This window comes from Providencia hangzhouensis (assembly GCF_029193595.2).
GTDB classification, from domain to species: domain Bacteria; phylum Pseudomonadota; class Gammaproteobacteria; order Enterobacterales; family Enterobacteriaceae; genus Providencia; species Providencia hangzhouensis.
This window is the reverse complement of sequence record NZ_CP135052.1, coordinates 3,140,991-3,160,302: the sequence shown is the minus strand read 5'-3', so window position 1 is coordinate 3,160,302 and position 19,312 is coordinate 3,140,991. Positions and strand designations below refer to the sequence as shown.

Genomic DNA, 19,312 nt, shown 5'->3' with positions numbered 1-19,312 from the left:
GATAAATTTGATATGGATCATGAACTCTCTAGAGAGAGCGGTGAAAATGGTTAGTAAATTGTTAAATTTTAACCTATCATATTGATATATAAGGTTTAAATATTTTTTAAAATTTATTAAAAATTTTTATAAAGTCAGTTTTGAGCATTAAAATAAGTAAAAATATACGTGTAAATGTTAACTATTTAAGATGAATATGATCCTTTTGGCATATAATTTAACTTATGTTTGCATAATACCCTATTTAATTCGGGGGGATTCCGATATATATTCCTTAACCAAACCGTATTTCTGCAATATTTATCTAACAATAATGTAAATAATAAAAGATTCGTATAAATGAATCTACAAATGAAAGTGATATATGTTAACTAATCAAACAGCTTTTAATGTTATGGCTAGGTATAAAACTCAATATCTTCGAGTGTGTTCAATTCTTGCTCAATACGTGCACGACTTGCTAAAAGTGTTTTGATGACTTGGTTCACTTTGGATTCATCAATGCGGAAAGTTGGGATAGACACACTAATTGCAGCTATGATTTTATCCCGCTGACGCAATGCAACAGCATAGCAGGTCGTTTCTTCATTTATTTCTTTATTATCAACGGCATAATTATTTTCACGAACTGCGTTAAGCTGTAGGCGCAGTTCAGCCAAAGTTTGCACACTGTATTGGGTTAACGGGGTAAAACCTGAAGGATAAAGCTCGGAAATTTGTTGGTCACTGTAGTTAAAAATCATGGCCTTACCAAGTGCCGAGTAAATAGCAGGCAAACGAGTACCAATATTAGAGATTAATTGGACCTTTTGGGCTGATTGGACTTTATCAATGTATAGTACATCGGCACCGTCTAAAATCCCCATTTGACACACTTCATTGCATTCATCAACAATATGTACCATTTCCCGATGAACCATTTTTAGCCAATAGGATTTTTCGAAAAATGAGCGGGAAAGGAGTGAGCAGGCGATACCTAAATAATACAGCTGGCTATTGTCATCATAATTAATATATCGATGTTCAACCAACGTTTTTAAGATAGGATAAATAGTCCCCTTTAAGATTTGTGTTTTATCAGAAAGTTGTGTCAAAGAAAGCCCAGTATTTTCAGCCGATAAAACTTGCAGTATTTCTAATACCCGAATTGTCGGCATGTGCCCCGTAGACATTAAACCACCTCACTGATTAATTTTGTCGCTATTCTAGGTTTAAAATACCACTATGTAAATCATCTCAGGAATACGTTTAATCTCAAATTGGTCATACCTGTTAATGGCTCAAGTCGCAATAAAGACGTGACTCTGTTCAAAATTTAGTAATAAAAAAATCATTTTTTAGCCAGTCTAATTGCTATTTCTTTTCTTTAAATTCTTTTTAATCAAATGATTATGTGAGATTTATATATAAATTGGATGAATTTGACTCAATCCATAATTCATGATTTCTTGTTTATTGTTTTTATTTATGAATACAGTTTGTATATATGAACAGTAATGAGTAAGGAGATTATCGGTATGGAAAGTCGTTATATCACTCCAGTAGTGACCATCTTTGATGACAAAGGTCGAGTGGATATAGAACAAAACATACGTGTTTATGATTCATTGAAAGGCAAAGTCTCCGGTTTTGTCACAATGGGAAGCACGGGGGAATTTTTTGCACTTAATATGCAGAGCTCAAAAACACTAATAGACCTATGTGGTCGTTACCCAAAGGAGGAAATGCGTGTTTATGCAGGAGCAAGCCGCCTTGATGTGCAAGAGTCGGTTGAATTGGCTAACTATGCATATGAAAAAGGAATCGATGGGGTGATGATCATTAGCCCATATTATTTTCCGCTGGATGATGAAGGTGTTTTCCGTTTTTACAGCACGATAGCAGCCAAAACATCTGCTAACATTTTCATTTATAACTTCCCTGAACGAACAGGTTATTCTGTCTCTCCAGATGTTTGCCTACGTTTAGCGGATAAATATCCCAATATCATCGGGTTGAAAGATACCATTCCTGACACGACTCATACCGCCCAAGTGATTGAAACGGTGAAAACCCGCTTACCTCATTTTGAGGTATATGCAGGTTACGATAATAACTTTGCTCATGTGGTTTTATCGGGGGGAAATGGTTGCATTGGTGGGCTTTCAAATATTGTTCCACAGTTTTTTGCATCGTGGATGCAGGCGTTTATCCAGGGTGATTTAGCATTAGTGGCAAAACACCAACAACGAGTAGACCAATTGATGGCTATATATGGTGTCAATGCACCATTTATCCCAACCTTTAAAAAAGCATTGCAGCTAAAAGGTGTGGTTAATTCAGACTATTGTACAGCGCCATTTATTGGCTTGAACAATATACAGATTGAGCAACTTCAGCAGTTATTAACCCTTGCTGATTTACCGCTCTGACCTTTCCTGAATCAAACACAATAGAACATCTTACCAACAGGGAAAAATATCATGGCGACAACGAAAGCTTATAACAATCCTGTTTTAAATTCTGCGATAGCCAAATCGTGGAAACGTTTAGTACCTCTGATGTTTATTTTGTATTTTGTTGCATTTATTGACCGTGTGAATGTCGGTTTTGCTAAAGATGCGATGCAAGTCGACATTGGTTTATCCGATTCTGCTTTTGCTTTTGGTGCAGGTATTTTCTTTGCGGCATATGCGTTATTTGGTATTCCCGCTAACTTAATTTTAAACAAAATAGGGGCGCAAAAATGGCTAAGTATTACGACAGTTATCTGGGGCGTTCTGTCTGCAATGACAGGTTTTGTCACCAATGAGACGCAATTTATTATTTTACGTTTCTTATTGGGGTTGGGGGAAGCCGGTTTTTATCCAGGTATTCTATTATTAGCTTCCATTTATTTCCCCAATAATGTACGCGGGTCTGTAATTGGAATCTTTGTTTTAGGCGTACCTTTGGCGTTGACACTGGGCTCGCCATTATCCGGCGCGTTACTGGAATTGCATGGTTGGTTAGGTCGGCCGGGCTGGTTCTGGATGTTTGTCATTGAAGGCCTTCCCGCTGTTGTGATTGGTATTTTTGCCTTCTTTTATTTGGATGATAGCCCTGAAAAAGCCCGTTTTTTAACCGAAGAAGAGAAAAAAGCCCTAACTGAACAATTAGCTAAAGAAAATGCAAAAACTGAAACCACATCAGTATTATCTGCACTAAAAAATATCAAAGTTTGGCACCTTGCACTGATTTACGGCACGATCCAAATTTCAGTATACGGTTTGATGTTCTTTCTGCCTTCCCAAGTTGCGTCCTTAATGGGGGAAAGCTTAGGCTTTAAACAATCCTTAGTTGCTGCCATACCTTGGGCTTGTTCTGCATTCGGGGTGTATTACATTCCTCGTTTTGCTGACCGCCATCCAACTCGTCGCATCGAAATCTCAGTGCTGTGTATGTTAGCCGCAGCATTAGGTTTGGCATTGTCAGCATTTGCGAGCCCTGTTTTTGCTATTGCGGCGTTATGTTTAAGCGCTGTTGGTTTTTTATCCGTTCAACCGGTGTTTTGGACGTTTCCACCTCAGTTATTAAGTGGCCCTGCATTAGCAGCAGGAATTGGTTTCTGTACCACCATGGGGGCATTCTGTTCATTCCTCGCACCAATCATTCGCGTGGAAGTCGATAAAATTATGAATAGCAATACCGCAGGTATCGTGACATTAGCGGTGATCACCGTCGGTTGTGCCGTTTTAATCGCATTACTTAAAAAAAACACTCATAACAACAAACTCAAAGCATTGTCATCTAACTAATGACAATTTTTAGGAAGGTGTGACATGCAAAAAATTCTCAAAATTGATGAGAGCGACAACCTAATTGTTGCTTTGAAAGACCTGCAAGCAGGCGATATCTACCACTGGGGAAGTGAAGAAGTGACCCTAGTGACCGATGTGAAAGCAAAACACAAGTTCGCCATGGAAGCGATACCCGTTGATGGTATTGTTTCGATGTATGGTACTGCAGTAGGAAAAGCCACAAAGCCAATCGCAAAAGGTGAAGTTATCACAGTCGATAATATTCGCCACTATGCAGCTCCGGTTTCTTTAGAGCAAGATGCGCCATATGAGTGGAATGCGCCAGATGTATCGGTATATCAAGGACGTACATTTAAAGGCTATATACGTGAAGATGGGCGAGTGGGAACTGCAAACTATTGGTTAATCTTTCCATTAGTATTTTGTGAAAACCGCAATGTAACAAAGCTCACTGATGCCTTAAATGAAGCATTAGGTTATACCAATAATAGTTTGAAAAACTTTGCGTTAGATTTAACCGCAGGCGAGCAAAGGGAAGCCGCAAAGCCTAAATTATTCCCACATATAGAAGGCGTGCGTTGCATTACGGTCACGAGTGGTTGTGGTGGGGCGACTTCTGACAGTAAGACAATGTGTGATGTGCTTGCTGCCTATGCAGATCACCCTAATGTGATTGGTATTACGGTGTTTAGTTTGGGCTGCGAAAAAGCACAGCGTAAAATGTTTAAAGAGTCACTTGTTGCTCGTAACCCTAATTTTGCTAAGCCTGCACTTTACTTCCGCCAGCAAGAATGGAATAGCGAAGAAGAAATGATGCAAACCGCTTTGAAGCAAACTTATGAGTGCATGAAGGCTGTCGAACCACAGTCCCGTGTGGATGTTCCGTTGTCTCATTTAAAACTCGGTGTGAAATGTGGCGCTTCTGACGGTTTTTCTGGTATTTCGGGTAATCCTGCGATGGGGCTAGTTTCTGATTGGTTAGTGACCTTGGGGGGCGCATCAGGTTTAGCTGAATTCCCTGAATTGTGTGGTGCAGAAGGGGACATGGTGAAACGGTGCGTGTCTTTTGAGGATAAGAAAAAATTCTTGGACTTGATGGAGCGTTATGAAAAGACAGCGAATTTCTTTAATACTACGATTGCCGATAACCCGAGCCCCGGTAATATTGCAGATGGACTAATAACAGATGCAATTAAATCGACTGGAGCGGCTAAAAAAGGCGGAACGTCGCCGATTAGTGCGGTGTGTGATTATGCGGAGCCTATGCCTGACAGCGGGTTATCATTAGTTTGCACGCCGGGTAATGATGTTGATGCGGTTACCGGCCTTGTTGCTGCGGGGTGTAATGTGGTTATTTTTTCAACAGGACTTGGAACTCCTACAGGGAACCCGATTGTGCCAGTTTTAAAAATATCGACTAATAGTGCCATTGCAGAGCGTCTGTCAGACATAATTGATTATGATTGCGGGCCAATTATTGATGGGGTTCCACTACCAACAATTAGTAAAGGGTTATTTGAACGGGTGATTGAAACGGCAAGCGGTGACTATCAGGTTCAAGCGGACCGATTAGAACAGTTTGATTTCTTATTATGGAAACGTTCATTGGATTTATAATTAATATAAACCAATAAATTGTGAAAATGTTGACGGGGCAAGTTCCCCGTCAACGATTTAATTCACATTATGCATTATCACGCTTTGCTTTTTGCAGCTTTTCATAAGCAGCCAGCAAGGCTTGATGCGCAGGAAGTGCTTTAAGTTCTTCGTCAATAGACCACAAGCCATAGAAGCATGATTCCCCAGCGATAGCGGCTGATGCAGCATTTACTGCCTCTTGACCATACATACGTACAAAGGCGTTGTAGTATTGTGCAGGATCACGTTCTTCTTCTTGGGATAACAACAACAGGGTTTGCAAGCAACGATAATAATTTGCACGCTCAGCAGTAAATACCGAGCTATTGAAGTCTTGTGTCCATTCAACCCAAGCAAGTGCTTGCTCGAGATCACCACCAGCCAGTGCCAACATGGATTTTAGTTCGCCAATACGCAGGTTACTCCACCCATTGTCTTTACCTACAGCCAACCCAAGTAATTCACGAACACGGGTAAAATCATCTAAACCGTCATCATCTAATTGCTCGATAAGTGCAAGATAATCTTGTTTTTTCCATTGGCTATCAGGTAGGTTGATAATCGTGTCACGTAAATAAGCGCCCATCGCGTTATTGGCGATATGTAAGTCTTCTACTGGGTAAATATCAGACATACCTGGGACTAAAATACGGCAAGCGTAGACACCCAAATGGTTATAATCTGCAATATAGACTTCAGCATCTAATGTATTGAAAATACTAATAAGCGTTGCAAATTCTTCTTGAGTTGTGCCTTTAAAGCTCCAATCTGCAAAGGCATAATCGGCATCATCTTTAAATAAATCCCAGCTAATTAAACCGCTTGAATCAATAAAGTGAGTTTCAAGGTTTGTGTGTTCAGCCACTTCTTCGTCATCAAAGGTCGGTGCATTAAATACATCGAGGTCTTTTAAGCCACGGCCTTGTAGCAATTCGGTGACTGTACGTTCAAGGGCAACACCAAAGTCAGGATGAGCACCAAATGAGGCAAAACAAGTCCCGTTCTGTGGATTGAACAAGACCACACAAATTACAGGGTATTGGCCGCCTAGTGATGCGTCATAACAGAAAATTGGAAAACCTTCTTTTTCTAAGGTTTCAACGGCTTCAACTACCGCAGGATAACGAGCCATGACGTCAGCAGGGATAGCCGGTAAGCTAATACTTTCAGCAATGATTTTATTTTTAACAAAGCGTTCAAAGACTTCGGAAAGGCCTTGTACACGCGCTTCGTTGGCGGTATTTCCCGCAGACATTCCGTTGGAAACATATAGGTTGCCAACGATATTCATTGGAATATATACGGTTTGATTGTCTGATTGGCGGGTAAATGGCAGGGCGCAGATACCACGTTCTTCATTGCCGGATTGTAAGTCAATTAATTGGCTGGCGGCTAAGGCGTTATCGGGGTCATAAAATTTAATCAAACGATTGTCTAATAACCCTTCAGGTAAACTATCATCTTCGGTTAGTGGAAACCATTTTTCATTAGGGTAATGAACAAAATCCCCTTCAGCGATAGATTTACCAAGGTAAAAGTCCGCAAAGAAGTAATTCGTTGATAAACGCTCAAAATACTCACCAAGCGCTGAGGCTAATGCGGCTTTTTTGCTCGCTCCTTTACCATTAGTAAAGCAAAGAGGGCACGCTTTATCGCGGATATGTACAGACCAAACGTTGGGTACAGGGTTTAACCAAGAGGCTTCTTCAATATCAAACCCTAATTTCTTTAATTTGGTTTGAAATGCATCGATGGAATCTTCAAGAGCGGCATCTTTGCCGGGAATAAAAGTTTGGCTCATTGTCAGTCACTTGTGAATAGAGTGTTTCAAACGGCCTATGATACGGATTTTTGTCGCAAGCCTCACGCTTTTTATTTATTCACAGATAAATCATCTTAAAATTCATTATTTATCCTAAAATAATTGTATAGGTCACATAAAATTCAGCATAATTCCACATAATAACTGAAGTTTATTAATGAAAGGAAAATAGGATGAAAAACAGAAATAAAGCGCTTTTGGCGACATTGGTTTCACTGTTTGCCGTATCCGCTATCGCTCAACCTAATATTACAGTATTGGCGACAGGGGGAACGATAGCAGGTGGCGGTGATTCAGCCACATCTTCCAGTTATCAAGCGGGTAAAGTAGGGATTGATGCTTTAATTAATGCAGTGCCAGAAACCAAAAAAATTGCCAATTTAAGTGGTGAGCAATTGGTGAATATTGGCTCACAAGATATGAATGACCAAGTCTGGCTGAGCCTCGCGAAAAAAATTAACCAAGATTGCGATAAAACAGATGGTTTTGTAATCACTCATGGTACTGATACTTTAGAAGAAACGGCATTTTTCCTTGATTTAACCACGCAATGTAAAAAGCCAATTGTCTTGGTTGGTGCAATGCGTCCTTCAACAGCTTTGGGCGCTGATGGTCCTTTGAACCTGTATAATGCAGTAGTTTTAGCGACGGATAAGTCTGCTGGAGAGCGCGGTGTTCTGATGGCAATGAACGATAAAGTCGTGCAAGGCCGTAATGTGATGAAAATGAGCACCACTGAAGTACAGGCATTTGATGCAGTTAATGGTGGAGCAGAAGGTTTTATTCATGATGGTAAAGTCACTTATTTCCAAGCAGCGCAACCTCGTGGTGACAAAGCGGCATTCGATGTCAGTAAACTCGAAAAGCTCCCTGCGGTAGGCATTGTTTACAATTATGCCAATGCATCAGCGGCTCCGGTGAAAGCTTTGAGAGAAGAAGGGGTTGAAGGGGTTGTAAGCGCAGGTGTGGGTAACGGTAATATGTATAAAGCGGTATTTGACGCTTTAGCAAAAGCAGCGAAAGAAGACGTGGTTGTCGTTCGTTCAAGTCGTGTACCAACAGGTTATACGACAAGAAATGCCGAAGTGGATGATAACTTATATGGTTTTGTTGCTTCAGAAAGGTTGAACCCGCAAAAAGCGCGTGTATTGCTTCAGTTAGCCTTAACTCAGACTAAAGATCCTCAGCAAATTCAGGCATTATTCGAAAAATATTAATTATCAAAACAAGTGTTAATTTAATACAGCGGGGTGCAGTAGCCTGTACCCCGTTAGCTTTATTGTTTGTTAAGAAATTTTATACTTACGTATGTTATTTTTCAGTACAACAACATTTATCCTAATTATTTGACTCAGTAATCTGAGCTTTTTTAAGGCAATTAGGTCAATGTGGTGATAGAACTTTGAGAATTCCTACAAAATAGGAAAAATTAAGGTACAAACAGTTAATTTATTGATTTTATCTTGAACCCTTTCTTATGTGTATTCTCTCTATATTTTTTATATTTATCAATTTATTACATTTTATTTTTAGCAAGGTCATCACTGGTGATAATGGCAATTAATTAAAATTAATGTGTCGTTGATCATATTTTGGCAACAAAGCCTGTATCTGTGTTGATAATTCGCGTTGCAAAAAATAGGCTAAATACATCGCAAGAGGCATAACTCATTGTGAATATTTAGATTTAAATGGAAAGTTAAATCGTATTTCGGCCGAAAAATAAAATTAAAAAATATTAGAGGAATACAAGAATGGTTAATAAAAATGTCAATACTGGCAGGAAATTGCTCGTCTTAAAAATCGCAATAGCGATGCTACCTATTGGTTACCAGCCAATCATGCATGCGGAGCAATTTTTTGAAGATTCAAAACTTACTGGTGGCCTTTACTACTGGCAACGAGATCGTTCACGTAAAGATTTAGACTCTAATAGTGATAAATATAAAAAGTATGCGGATAATCTTAAACACTCAACGTTTAATGCCAGCCTAGATTTCTCATCCGGCTATTTTCAGGACATTATTGGGCTTGATTTAGCGGGTTTTACAGCTATTGAGCTATCGAACAGTGGGCCTGCTGCACCAAATGAAATCGGTTTTAGTGACGCAAAATCACGTTGGGATGAAAAATGGACAGGGGATCGTAGTGGTGTGACTTTTTATAAAGCGGCTGCAAAATTGAAATATGGCCCTTTCTGGGGGAGAGGCGGCTATATTCAACCAACGGGGCAAACGCTATTAGCATCCCATTGGAGTTATATGCCTGGAACATACCGTGGATTAGAGGTGGGCGGGGTGTTTGATTTTGAGCAAAATGGTGAACTCAGCATGTCCTATATGTGGACCGACCGCTATAAAGCACCTTGGTACCGCAGTATGTATGATTTTCGTGAAGCGGATGGTAAAACTGGGATCAGCTATTTACAATCAATTGGTTTCAAATATGACTTTAAAAACAACTTAGTTCTTGAAGGGGCATATGGGCAAGCAAAAAGCTATATGGACCAATATTTTGCCAAGGTTTCCTATGCTGTTCCTGTTGTAGACCGTGATTTACGTATGTCTTATCAATTTTATGGGGCAAAAGACAAAGTTTCAGACGGCGGAGTTAATGATGTTTATGACGGTTTAGCTTGGTTGCAAGCGATGACATTAGGTTACACCTACGATGAATTTGATTTTAAATTAGAGGGAACCTATGTAAAAGCTAAAGGTAATCAAGGTTATTTCCTACAGCGTATGACCCCTGGTTGGGCAACATCAAATGGCCGCATGGATATTTGGTGGGATGGCCGTTCAGACTGGAATGCTAATAATGAAAAAGCCGTTATGGCTGGTGTTATGTATGATTTAAAAAATTGGGATTTAGCTGGATGGAAAGTCGGAACCTCATATATTTATGGTTGGGATGCTAAACCAAGTACGAATAGCCAATATGCTCAAGATGTACGCTTAAAAGAAAGTGCATGGAACTTTGATATTTTATATACCGTGCAGTCAGGTAGAGCAAAAGATACGCTATTTAAGCTACATTTTACCAAATATGATAATCATACAGATATTCCGAGTTATGGTGGTGGTTATGGAAATATTTTCCAAGATGAAAAAGATATTAAGTTTATGGTAATGATGCCATTTACTGTATTCTAGAGTAGAAAATATTTTAGTAACAAATGACTGCTATAGGGGAACTATGGCAGTCATTTGCCTAGATAGGAAAGAGGTTTGCTATATATTTTAATATTAATGAGATGTTTTAATAAGTGTAAATACTGATATAAAAATTGAAAATAAGGTGGGTATATTCACCTTATTTTTATGGTGACTACAAAGAAGCGTTATTTACACTTTCATTGGGTATGATAGCGTCTTGTTTTAGCTTATCTTTTAATATGGTAACTTTTTCCGATTGATGAGGAGGATTTTTAATTTGAGCATGGCCAGATAAAACCCCACCCTTTTTAATCGATAAGCTACTGTAATGGATAGTACCGTGGATTTCGCCATTATTTTCAATACAAATAGTATCAGATAAGCACTCACCTTCAATACGCCCATTAACTACCAGCTCTTTACAGGTAATATTTCCCGTGACTTGGCCGTTTAACATGACTTTAACAGTATTATCTTTTCCTGTTATATTTCCAATGACTTTTCCATAGATATGTACTTGCTCATTAGAGGTAATATTCCCTTCAAAAATAACGTCCCTAGAGATAACCGTATTCGATTTTTCTTCACTAATAGTAGGCGTTGATAGTGTAATTTGTTCTTCTATCTTTGCAGTCACTTCAGGCTCATTACTTATAGAAGGGGACGTCGATGTAGGCGTGGGCTTGTTTTGTCTTTTGGTGAACATTTTACTTACCTTTTTTTGATTGAAGTATAAGATCAAGAATAGCACTGATAATACGAACGAAAATAAGGTGATAGATAAATAGCTAAAAAACCACCCTATTAAAGTAAGAAACCAGAAGAAAAAACTTGTGTTGAGAAAAAGATATGTTTTTTTCATCAGATAATCTCTTACAAATTACTAAAATACGTAATTAGTTTAGTCAATAAATGTAATTGTGCATTTAAAGTGTATTTTAACTTTATGGCTACATTTGAATCATCAACTTTCTAAATTATAGTTAAAATAATAGAAAGGAAATAAAATAATTTTTATATAGTATGAAAAATTAGAAAACATCTATAATGTTATTTATATACCACTTTGATATATAAGTATAATTCTAGATGATAGAATATATTCATCAGTGAAATAATATAAGGGTTTTGATTTGAATTGCAACTATTATAGTTTCTAGGAAAATTTTTTATTAACTAAAAATTGTAGTGATAAATAGTTAAATTTAAGTTATTCATCATAAATTATCACTAATTGAGTGAAAAAAATATGGATATTTAAAATAAAAAACCCTGATAAAGTTTATTATCAGGGTTTTGGTATTTTTAACCATTACGTTTTATCAGCGATGGTTGAATACTATTACTCTTTTGCTTCGTGTGCGTCAGCATTATCACGGCAATCACCATCTGCGCAATGACCATATAGATATAAACTATGGTTAGATAGTTTAATGCCATGGCGAGCAGCGATATTTTTTTGGCGAGTTTCAATGGATTCGTCAGTAAACTCAATCACTTTTCCACAATCTAAACAGATTAAATGATCATGGTGATGTTGCTGAGTTAACTCGAATACAGATTTACCACCCTCGAAGTTGTGACGGGTTACGATACCTGCATCATCAAATTGGTTTAACACGCGGTATACGGTTGCTAACCCGATCTCTTCGCCCATATCGATCAGCTTTTTATAGAGATCTTCCGCACTGACGTGGTGGCACTCAGGCTCTTGAAGTACTTCCAAAATTTTTAATCTTGGAAGAGTGACTTTGAGTCCAGCATTTTTCAATGCTTTGTTGTTGTCTGTCATGCGGGTTTGTCCTGTATCTTAAATCATAAATTTAACAATAATGAGACATTTTTAACATCAATACAGTTGTCTTCTAAACTGATTTACAATTATAGGCATGGAAAATAAAAATAGAAACCATGCATTGTCTCATTATTTTGATAATCTCTTGAGAACCTATCCTATTAGGATACCTTATCGGTTATTTTAGATTACGCCACTGGCTTAGGTGATTCATTTTGTACAAGACAGTGGTGCAATCTATGGGTAAGGTTTCTTTATATGATCTATTAGCCTAAAATTTCAGCTAAAGACATTTCTTCAGAGATTTGTTTTACCCATGCATCAACACGTTCATCAGTTAGCTCAGGTTGACGATCTTCATCAATAGCTAAACCAACAAAGTGGTTGTCATCTGCCATACCTTTGGATACTTCAAAGTGATAACCTTCTGTTGGCCAATGACCAACAATAACAGCACCACGAGGCTCAATAATATCGCGGATCGTACCCATAGCATCACAGAAATATTCAGCGTAGTCTTCCTGGTCTCCACAACCAAATAAGGCGACAAGTTTACCTTCGAAATCAATTTCTTCGAGAGTAGGGAAGAAATCATCCCAATCACATTGAGCTTCACCATAATACCAAGTTGGAATACCGAGAAGTAGAATATCAAAAGCTTCAATATCTTCTTTACTACATTTTGCGATATCGTGAACTTCTGCTACATCTTTGCCCAATCTTTCTTGGATCATTTTGGCAATATTTTCTGTGTTACCTGTGTCACTTCCGAAGAAAATGCCTATGACTGCCATAAAGTGATTAACCTCTTGTTTTTCTAAGAGGACTAGAGGTGAAAATTCGCCTTCTAGAGCCCATTTAGAACGAAAATAGATAGAATATTACGCCTTATTCTGGCGAAAAAATGATGCTAAGTCTGTCAAATTTGTGTGATTTATCAAGATAACGTTATTTGAGTATTGATGTGTTAACATGCTCAAGTTGTGACATCAAAATTTCTTCGATCAATTCACTACGGCTTATATTTTTATCTTCAGCTAACTGATTCAATATCACGACAGCTTCTTCGTTCAGTTTCAATTCAACTCTACGCAATCCTTTCACTTTATCTCGTTTCAGTTGGTTGCGTTTGTTGATCCTCAGTTGTTCATCCCGTGATAGCGGGCTTGTTTTAGGTCGCCCAGGCCTTCGTTCCTCAGCGAACAAATCTAGTGTAGTTCGATCCGTTTGTTCTTTTGCCATGTCTATAACTGCTAAAAGGGTGTGCCAGTAATTCAGCGCGCCATGATACCCTAGCTAATCCCCTTGTGCTATAGCTTCATCTACGATGATTTGGTTTAATCGGTTGTAAAATGAGCGCTTTTAGTAAAAAAGCACCACTTGCTATAGGTGTGATGCTTTTTTATCCGTGTTATTGCGTTTGTTGGCGCCATAAATTGGCGTATAAGCCATTTGATTTGAGCAAGTTTTCGTGTGTATCCATTTCGTGTACTTCTCCTTGGCAAATAACACATATCCTATCAGCATGCATAATCGTGTTGAGTCGGTGAGCAATACTAATGACTGTTCTTCCTTGCGTAATTAAAGGCATATTTTCCATAATGGCAGCTTCTGACTCGTAATCGAGCGCAGAAGTGGCTTCATCGAGAATTAAAATGTCTGGTTCGGTGAGTAAAGCGCGCGCAAGTGCAATTCTTTGACGTTGACCACCTGAAAGGTTCAAGCCTTTTTCTGATAAGGGATAATTAAAATTATCAGGCAATGCCATAATAAAGTCATATGCTCCAGCTAATTTTGCTGCGTGAATAACTTGTTCGTGAGTCGCTTGCGGGTGGCTTAAACGAATATTCTCTGCAATAGAACCGACGAATAAAGTGCTTTCTTGTAATACAACGCTCATTTTTCGGCGTAATGACACAGTATCTGCGACAGCTAAATCCATGCCATCAACAATAACTTGCCCATGTTGTGGTACATAAAGTCGTTGTAATAATTTCGTTAAGGTGCTTTTTCCAGAACCAGAAGGGCCAGTAATCCCAATAAATTCACCAGAATTAACCATTAATGACAAATTATTGATAACTTCAGGCGTATCAGGTTGATAACGAAAGCGGATGTTTTGAAACTCGATTTTTCCGTGAATATTTGAAGTGTTTGCAATCCCTTTACGTTCATTTTCTACAGGTTCATCAAGAATATCTCCCACCCGACGCAATGAAATGATGGTATGTTGGAAATCTTGCCAAACCTGGGCAAATCGCAATACAGGTTGTGTAACATGCGCGCTTAGCATATTAAATGCCACTAATTCGCCAGGAGAAATCCCACCGTTTAATACCTCCTTGACACCAACCCACAAAAGAATTGCGGTAGTTATTTTACTCACGAGAGTCATTAACTGAGAGGCAACTTCACTGCGCATTGATACTTTAAAGCTTTGAGTTAGCTGCTTGCTAAATATTTTTTTCCAGCGTTGATTAAAGTATTTTTCTGTTGCTGTCGTTTTTATGGTTTCAATCCCAGTAATACTTTCGGTGAGAAAAGTGAGACCATTTTCATCGGCTTGGTAAGATTTTTGAGTTTGTTGGCGAATGATTGGGCCTAAAACCATCCATAAAACAAAAAATACCCCCATAGGCCCAATAAAATCCAAGCCATCAAACTACTATAGGAAAATAAAACCGCGACAAAAAGGATAACAAAGATAAAGTCAATGAATAGCATCAGTGTCGAGCCCGTTAAAAACTGCCTTATATGAGCTAATTCACGGATCCTTGCGATAATTTTCCCTGTTGGCCTTAGCTTAAAATAATTTAAAGGTAAGGCCATTAAATGGCGATAAATTTTCCCTGATAATTCAGCGCTTATCTGGCTACTACTATGGCTAAAAATCTTATTACGAATAAAACCATATATCGGCTCTGCAACAGCAATGGCAAAAATCGCCAATGCAATAACGTGTAAATTTGAGAGACTGCGGCCAACTAACACTTTGTCGATTAAATTTTGAAACAACAGTGGACTAATTAAGGCGAAAAGCTGAATAATGGCAGAGAGAATAAAAATATTTCGTAATTTAACATGTTGTCGCAAAATAGAGGGAATAAACCAGCTAAAACCAAAGGCCTTTTTTTGCTCCGGTTCTAATTGCTCCTTAATGAGTACTATGTCAAATTCAGCTTGTTGATGCCCAATCGAATTATAAATAGGTTTTCGTTCATCATTAGTCGGGTTAATGAGTACCAATTCATTTTCTTGGCTAATTACTTGCCAGAAACCATCTATATAGATTAAAGCGGGCAAAGGTAGTGTTCTTAATTGCTTATATTGTGCTGCAATAAGCTCGGTTTCATACCCCAATATTTGTGCGCATTCTCTAATTTCCCACTCAGTAGGGGATAAAGTTTGCATACCAATAGCATGTCTTAGTTGGTCAGATGAAACATTGTTTTGATAATATTTAGCCACCCAAACTAAGGCATCCAAACCATGATTATTTAACTGTTCCATCGATTATTTTTCTCTCATCGCGTTTGAGGTGTATTCATTGATTGGGCTAAGTAAGTAATCAATAATACGGCGTTTATCTGTTTTTATTTCTGCCACAATGGATAAACCGGGTGTCAGTTCAATAGACTCACCATCAACTACTAGTTCTTTTTGCTTAAGACCGATTTGCCCTAAGAACACTAATCCAAGATTTTCATCGAGAGTACTGTCACGAGAGACGGAAATCACTTCCCCTTCAACTGTGCCATAACGAGTGTAAGGGAAAGCATCTATTTTCACCTCTGCTCTTAACCCTTCATGGATGAAACCAATATCTTTATTTAAGATTTTAATTTCAGCTAGTTGAACATGATTATTAGGTACTACAGCCATTAACTGCTGTGCGGGTTGTAACACTGCACCTATAGTGTGTGTAGCAAGCTGTTGTATCGTGCCATCAACGGGAGCCCGTATGATTTCTAATTGGTTTCTTTCTTTATTTTTTAATAGTTCTTGCTCAAGGGAAGCCCGCTTAAAGTCAGCTTGTTTGTATTTTTCATCCCACTCTTGGTTTTTTTGGGCTTTAATTCTGCCTACCTTTTCATTTAAGGCTTGATACTGGCTTTTTAGAATTGAGAGCTCAGATAATTTGGTGACTTTTTCTTTTTTAGCGATTAATAGTTCTCGCTCTTGTTCTAAAAATTCCTTCTGGCTGATCAACTGCTTTTTAGTTAACGAATGGTGTGCATCGAGGCGCTTTTTGATGTTTACGATGAGGGAATTGATAGTGAGTAATTCGTCTTTTCTAGCTTGCTGATTGACAGTATTTAATTGAATTTCATTATTAAGTTCATTAATTAATGAATCAAATTCTATTTTTTGTGTTTGATAGCTAGCCCGTGTATTGTTTTGTTCTAGTTCAGTTAATTGGTTAAATAAAGGTAATTGCTCAATAGGCTGTTGTGAAATCAATGCTTGATAAATTAATATTTCGGCTACATGGAAGTTATGTTGGTAATTTAAACTTAGGATATCTTGGTCAACACCTAATACATTGACAGTTATTAAAGGATCCCCTTGTTTTACTACTTGCCCATCAGTGACATGAATATGTTCTAAACGACTTAATTCAAACGCTTGAATTAACTGTGTTCGTCCTGAAACAATAAGTTTACCTTGCGTGGTTGCTTGAATATCCAACTTACCAAAAAACGACCAAGTTATAGCAATAAAAACGCCTACACTAATAGAAATAGCGACGTATAGTGCCAAGTAAGACGGTGGTGTTTTTAATATCGCCAAGTGTGAAGGCAAAAAGCTGTTATAACGGTTTTTGTCTAATCGATGTTTCATTTTACGTCCATGTCTGATTTCAGAGACTGTTGTAGAGTCCACAAATGTTTATAAAAATTACCTTGTTCAATAAGTTGCTGATGGCTACCTTGCTCGATAATTTCACCATTTTGCATCACAATGATCCGCTGGTGATGGCGAATAGTTGATAGGCGGTGAGCAATTGTGATGATGGTCCTTCCTTTTGCAATAATATGCATATTTTCTTGAATAACGGCTTGGGATTCATCATCTAAAGCGCTAGTTGCCTCATCAAAAATAATCACTTTAGGGTTGGAAAGCAGTGTTCTAGCAATAGCAATACGTTGGCGTTGGCCGCCAGAAAGTGATGTTCCCCCCTCGGCAAGAACGGTGTCGTAACCTTTTGGTAATTTCAAAATAAAATCGTGTGCTCCCGCCATTTTGGCGGCATGAACGACTTCGTCCATGGAGGCATCCGGTGAGGTTTGAGCGATATTGTGAAAAACAGATTGGCTGAATAAGAAATTTTCCTGTAAAACAATACCAATTTGTTGTCTAAGGGAGTGCAAGTTAATCGCAGACATGGGGGTTCCATCCACAAAAATAGCACCACTTTCAGGGGTATAAAGCCGTAGTAATAATTTAGCGAGGGTGCTCTTACCTGACCCTGATGTCCCAACAATACCAATAGTTTCTCCCGCTTTAATATTTAAATTAAAGTTTTTTAGAACAAATGGCATGTTAGGTTGGTAGCGGAACGAGATATTTTTTAGATTTAAATGCCCTTGAAGAGATAACTTATTTTCTTGCTGTGATTGTTCGGTAGGTAAGTTAATAATTTGGGAGAGTTTTTCGATAGCGACACTGGTTCGAATGTAGTCCCCCCATAGTTTAGTTAGTTTGATGAGGGGCTGGTTAGCGTGGCTAACCATCATGTAAAAGGCAATAAGCTGGCCAATCGTCATCTGCAATGCTAAAACTTCAGAAGCACCAACCCACAAAACAATAGCACTGGTGATTTTTTCAATAGCCATCACTAGATGTTCAGAGCGGGAGCTTATTTGCCCTGATACAAAGTTAGTTTGGCTCATATCAGCGGTTTGGCCGTCCCAGCGACGAGTGAAATTTGGTTCGACGGATAAGCTTTTGGCTGTTTCGATCCCATTGATACTTTCGGTCAAAAAAGAGGTATTGATGGCAATATTGGTGAACTGTTGTTGTGCAGCAGATTCAATTTTAGGCGTTAACCACCAAGCTAATAAAAGATAAAAAGGAATAGAACACAAAAATATTATTGTGAGTGTTGTGGAGATCAAATTCATCACAAAAATAAATACAAATAAAAATAGCACATCGACACATAGAGTAAAAAAGCTGCTGGTTAAAAATTCACGAATAGTTTCGAGCTCTTTTACTCGGGTGACAATTGCGCCTATTTGCCTGCTTTTAAAAAAGGGAATAGGCAGTCTCAGTAAATGATTTACCAGCTTCAAGCCCAGTGTCATATCAATTCGGTTAACAGTGTGATGATAAATATACTCACGTAACCCTTTCAAAGTCACTTCTATTAACGCCGCAATAATTAACCCAAAAATTAAAACGTCCAATGTGACTAAGCTATTATGAACGAGTACTTTATCCATAATAACTTGCATAACAATAGGGGAAACTAATGCGAGTATTTGTAATATAAATGAAAAGAATAAAACCCACAAAATAATGGGTTTGTATTTCATAAATTCAACTTGGAACCAGGTAATGTCAAATTGACCCTGTTTAAGGCTTACTTCTAACCAATGACCATTCCATTGTTGATTCAGCTCATCAATGCTCCATATCTCTGGAGGCGTATTCCCAAATTGCTGAATGAGTACTTGTTCTTGATTGCAGTTAGCTAATAGAATGGCTTCTCCTTTGGTATTATATAAAATAGCAGGGCATACGATTTTAGTTACATTTTTATTCTTCTGATATTTATTCCTACAGCGAATGGCATGTTTCGATTTAATAATGTTAAGTTTTTCATTATAACCAATAGATTGATTGAGTGTTTGTTCTAGTTCTTTAGGATTTACTTGCCCTGATAACTTAGCAATAACACTAATGAAGTATAATGTTGATTTTGATTTGAGACTATCCATTTTCTATATTAATAAATTCCTTAAGTTATTTGAATTTTTAATTCCAAATTTGCATTGATAAAATATGCACTAGATAGTAATAAGGTGGAGTAGAATTTGGATAATACAGGGTTTATAATTCGCTGTGTATTGAAGTTAGTCTTATTATGTAATTAATAAAGTAATTATATTTAACTACA

The 19,312-nt window shown here is 38.0% G+C and carries 13 protein-coding genes and 1 pseudogene; 5 read left to right on the top strand and 9 right to left on the bottom strand.

Going from position 1 to position 19,312, the window contains the following annotated elements; genetic code table 11:
• Positions 1 to 398 precede the first annotated feature (398 nt).
• Complete coding sequence (locus PZ638_RS14360; protein ID WP_206277753.1) at positions 399 to 1,172, bottom strand: IclR family transcriptional regulator; 774 nt, start codon at positions 1,170 to 1,172, stop codon at positions 399 to 401.
• 345 nt (positions 1,173 to 1,517) lie between these two features.
• Between PZ638_RS14360 and PZ638_RS14355 the strand changes: the two genes are divergently transcribed.
• Genes PZ638_RS14355 through PZ638_RS14345 form a run of 3 tightly spaced genes read left to right on the top strand, consistent with a single transcriptional unit; the run spans position 1,518 to position 5,396 of the window.
• Complete coding sequence (locus PZ638_RS14355; protein ID WP_144140567.1) at positions 1,518 to 2,411, top strand: dihydrodipicolinate synthase family protein; 894 nt, start codon at positions 1,518 to 1,520, stop codon at positions 2,409 to 2,411.
• Between the two features lie 51 nt (positions 2,412 to 2,462).
• Positions 2,463 to 3,776: an MFS transporter gene (locus tag PZ638_RS14350; protein ID WP_206277752.1), complete on the top strand. Its 1,314-nt coding sequence runs from the start codon at positions 2,463 to 2,465 to the stop codon at positions 3,774 to 3,776.
• Between the two features lie 24 nt (positions 3,777 to 3,800).
• Positions 3,801 to 5,396, top strand: coding sequence for a UxaA family hydrolase (locus PZ638_RS14345; protein WP_206277751.1), 1,596 nt, complete (start codon positions 3,801 to 3,803; stop codon positions 5,394 to 5,396).
• A gap of 67 nt (positions 5,397 to 5,463) precedes the next feature.
• On the opposite strand, the gene ycaO is transcribed toward PZ638_RS14345, so the two are convergent.
• A complete protein-coding gene (ycaO, locus tag PZ638_RS14340; RefSeq protein WP_206277750.1) occupies positions 5,464 to 7,218 on the bottom strand; it encodes a 30S ribosomal protein S12 methylthiotransferase accessory factor YcaO in 1,755 nt (584 codons plus the stop codon).
• 194 nt (positions 7,219 to 7,412) lie between these two features.
• Between ycaO and ansB the strand changes: the two genes are divergently transcribed.
• Positions 7,413 to 8,456, top strand: coding sequence for an L-asparaginase 2 (ansB, locus tag PZ638_RS14335; protein WP_004256291.1), 1,044 nt, complete (start codon positions 7,413 to 7,415; stop codon positions 8,454 to 8,456).
• A 537-nt stretch (positions 8,457 to 8,993) separates the two neighbouring features.
• On the top strand, positions 8,994 to 10,391 hold the full coding sequence (gene chiP, locus PZ638_RS14330; protein WP_164455837.1) for a chitoporin ChiP: 1,398 nt from the start codon (positions 8,994 to 8,996) through the stop codon (positions 10,389 to 10,391).
• Between the two features lie 175 nt (positions 10,392 to 10,566).
• Here the strand turns inward: chiP and PZ638_RS14325 are convergent, their stop codons facing one another.
• The 7 genes and pseudogenes from PZ638_RS14325 to PZ638_RS14295 all read right to left on the bottom strand — a co-directional run bounded on the left by PZ638_RS14325 (position 10,567) and on the right by PZ638_RS14295 (position 19,133).
• Positions 10,567 to 11,100 (bottom strand): bactofilin family protein, encoded by a 534-nt coding sequence (locus PZ638_RS14325; protein WP_226616972.1) that lies wholly within the window; start codon positions 11,098 to 11,100, stop codon positions 10,567 to 10,569.
• A gap of 636 nt (positions 11,101 to 11,736) precedes the next feature.
• A complete protein-coding gene (gene fur / locus PZ638_RS14320) occupies positions 11,737 to 12,186 on the bottom strand; it encodes a ferric iron uptake transcriptional regulator (RefSeq protein WP_004256285.1) in 450 nt (149 codons plus the stop codon).
• Positions 12,187 to 12,455: 269 nt separating this feature from the next.
• Positions 12,456 to 12,983: a flavodoxin FldA gene (gene fldA / locus PZ638_RS14315; RefSeq protein WP_112308215.1), complete on the bottom strand. Its 528-nt coding sequence runs from the start codon at positions 12,981 to 12,983 to the stop codon at positions 12,456 to 12,458.
• Between the two features lie 154 nt (positions 12,984 to 13,137).
• A complete protein-coding gene (gene ybfE / locus PZ638_RS14310; RefSeq protein WP_004256256.1) occupies positions 13,138 to 13,431 on the bottom strand; it encodes a LexA regulated protein in 294 nt (97 codons plus the stop codon).
• 169 nt (positions 13,432 to 13,600) lie between these two features.
• Positions 13,601 to 15,699, bottom strand: a pseudogene (locus PZ638_RS14305) (type I secretion system permease/ATPase).
• A 3-nt stretch (positions 15,700 to 15,702) separates the two neighbouring features.
• Positions 15,703 to 17,031 carry an HlyD family type I secretion periplasmic adaptor subunit gene (locus tag PZ638_RS14300; RefSeq protein ID WP_110591445.1) on the bottom strand — a complete coding sequence of 443 codons (1,329 nt, stop codon included), beginning with the start codon at positions 17,029 to 17,031 and terminating at the stop codon, positions 15,703 to 15,705.
• Entirely contained in the window at positions 17,028 to 19,133 is a 2,106-nt protein-coding gene (locus PZ638_RS14295; RefSeq protein ID WP_164455835.1) for a peptidase domain-containing ABC transporter, read from the bottom strand. Before PZ638_RS14295 ends, PZ638_RS14300 begins: the two co-directional genes overlap by 4 nt.
• Positions 19,134 to 19,312: the final 179 nt, after the last annotated feature.

Coding starts and splice junctions, on each gene's coding strand:
- PZ638_RS14360 (WP_206277753.1), bottom strand. CDS start 1,172: ATGTCTACGGGGCACATGCCGACAATTCGGGTATTAGAAATACTGCAA.
- PZ638_RS14355 (WP_144140567.1), top strand. CDS start 1,518: ATGGAAAGTCGTTATATCACTCCAGTAGTGACCATCTTTGATGACAAA.
- PZ638_RS14350 (WP_206277752.1), top strand. CDS start 2,463: ATGGCGACAACGAAAGCTTATAACAATCCTGTTTTAAATTCTGCGATA.
- PZ638_RS14345 (WP_206277751.1), top strand. CDS start 3,801: ATGCAAAAAATTCTCAAAATTGATGAGAGCGACAACCTAATTGTTGCT.
- ycaO (WP_206277750.1), bottom strand. CDS start 7,218: ATGAGCCAAACTTTTATTCCCGGCAAAGATGCCGCTCTTGAAGATTCC.
- ansB (WP_004256291.1), top strand. CDS start 7,413: ATGAAAAACAGAAATAAAGCGCTTTTGGCGACATTGGTTTCACTGTTT.
- chiP (WP_164455837.1), top strand. CDS start 8,994: ATGGTTAATAAAAATGTCAATACTGGCAGGAAATTGCTCGTCTTAAAA.
- PZ638_RS14325 (WP_226616972.1), bottom strand. CDS start 11,100: ATGTTCACCAAAAGACAAAACAAGCCCACGCCTACATCGACGTCCCCT.
- fur (WP_004256285.1), bottom strand. CDS start 12,186: ATGACAGACAACAACAAAGCATTGAAAAATGCTGGACTCAAAGTCACT.
- fldA (WP_112308215.1), bottom strand. CDS start 12,983: ATGGCAGTCATAGGCATTTTCTTCGGAAGTGACACAGGTAACACAGAA.
- ybfE (WP_004256256.1), bottom strand. CDS start 13,431: ATGGCAAAAGAACAAACGGATCGAACTACACTAGATTTGTTCGCTGAG.
- PZ638_RS14300 (WP_110591445.1), bottom strand. CDS start 17,031: ATGAAACATCGATTAGACAAAAACCGTTATAACAGCTTTTTGCCTTCA.
- PZ638_RS14295 (WP_164455835.1), bottom strand. CDS start 19,133: ATGGATAGTCTCAAATCAAAATCAACATTATACTTCATTAGTGTTATT.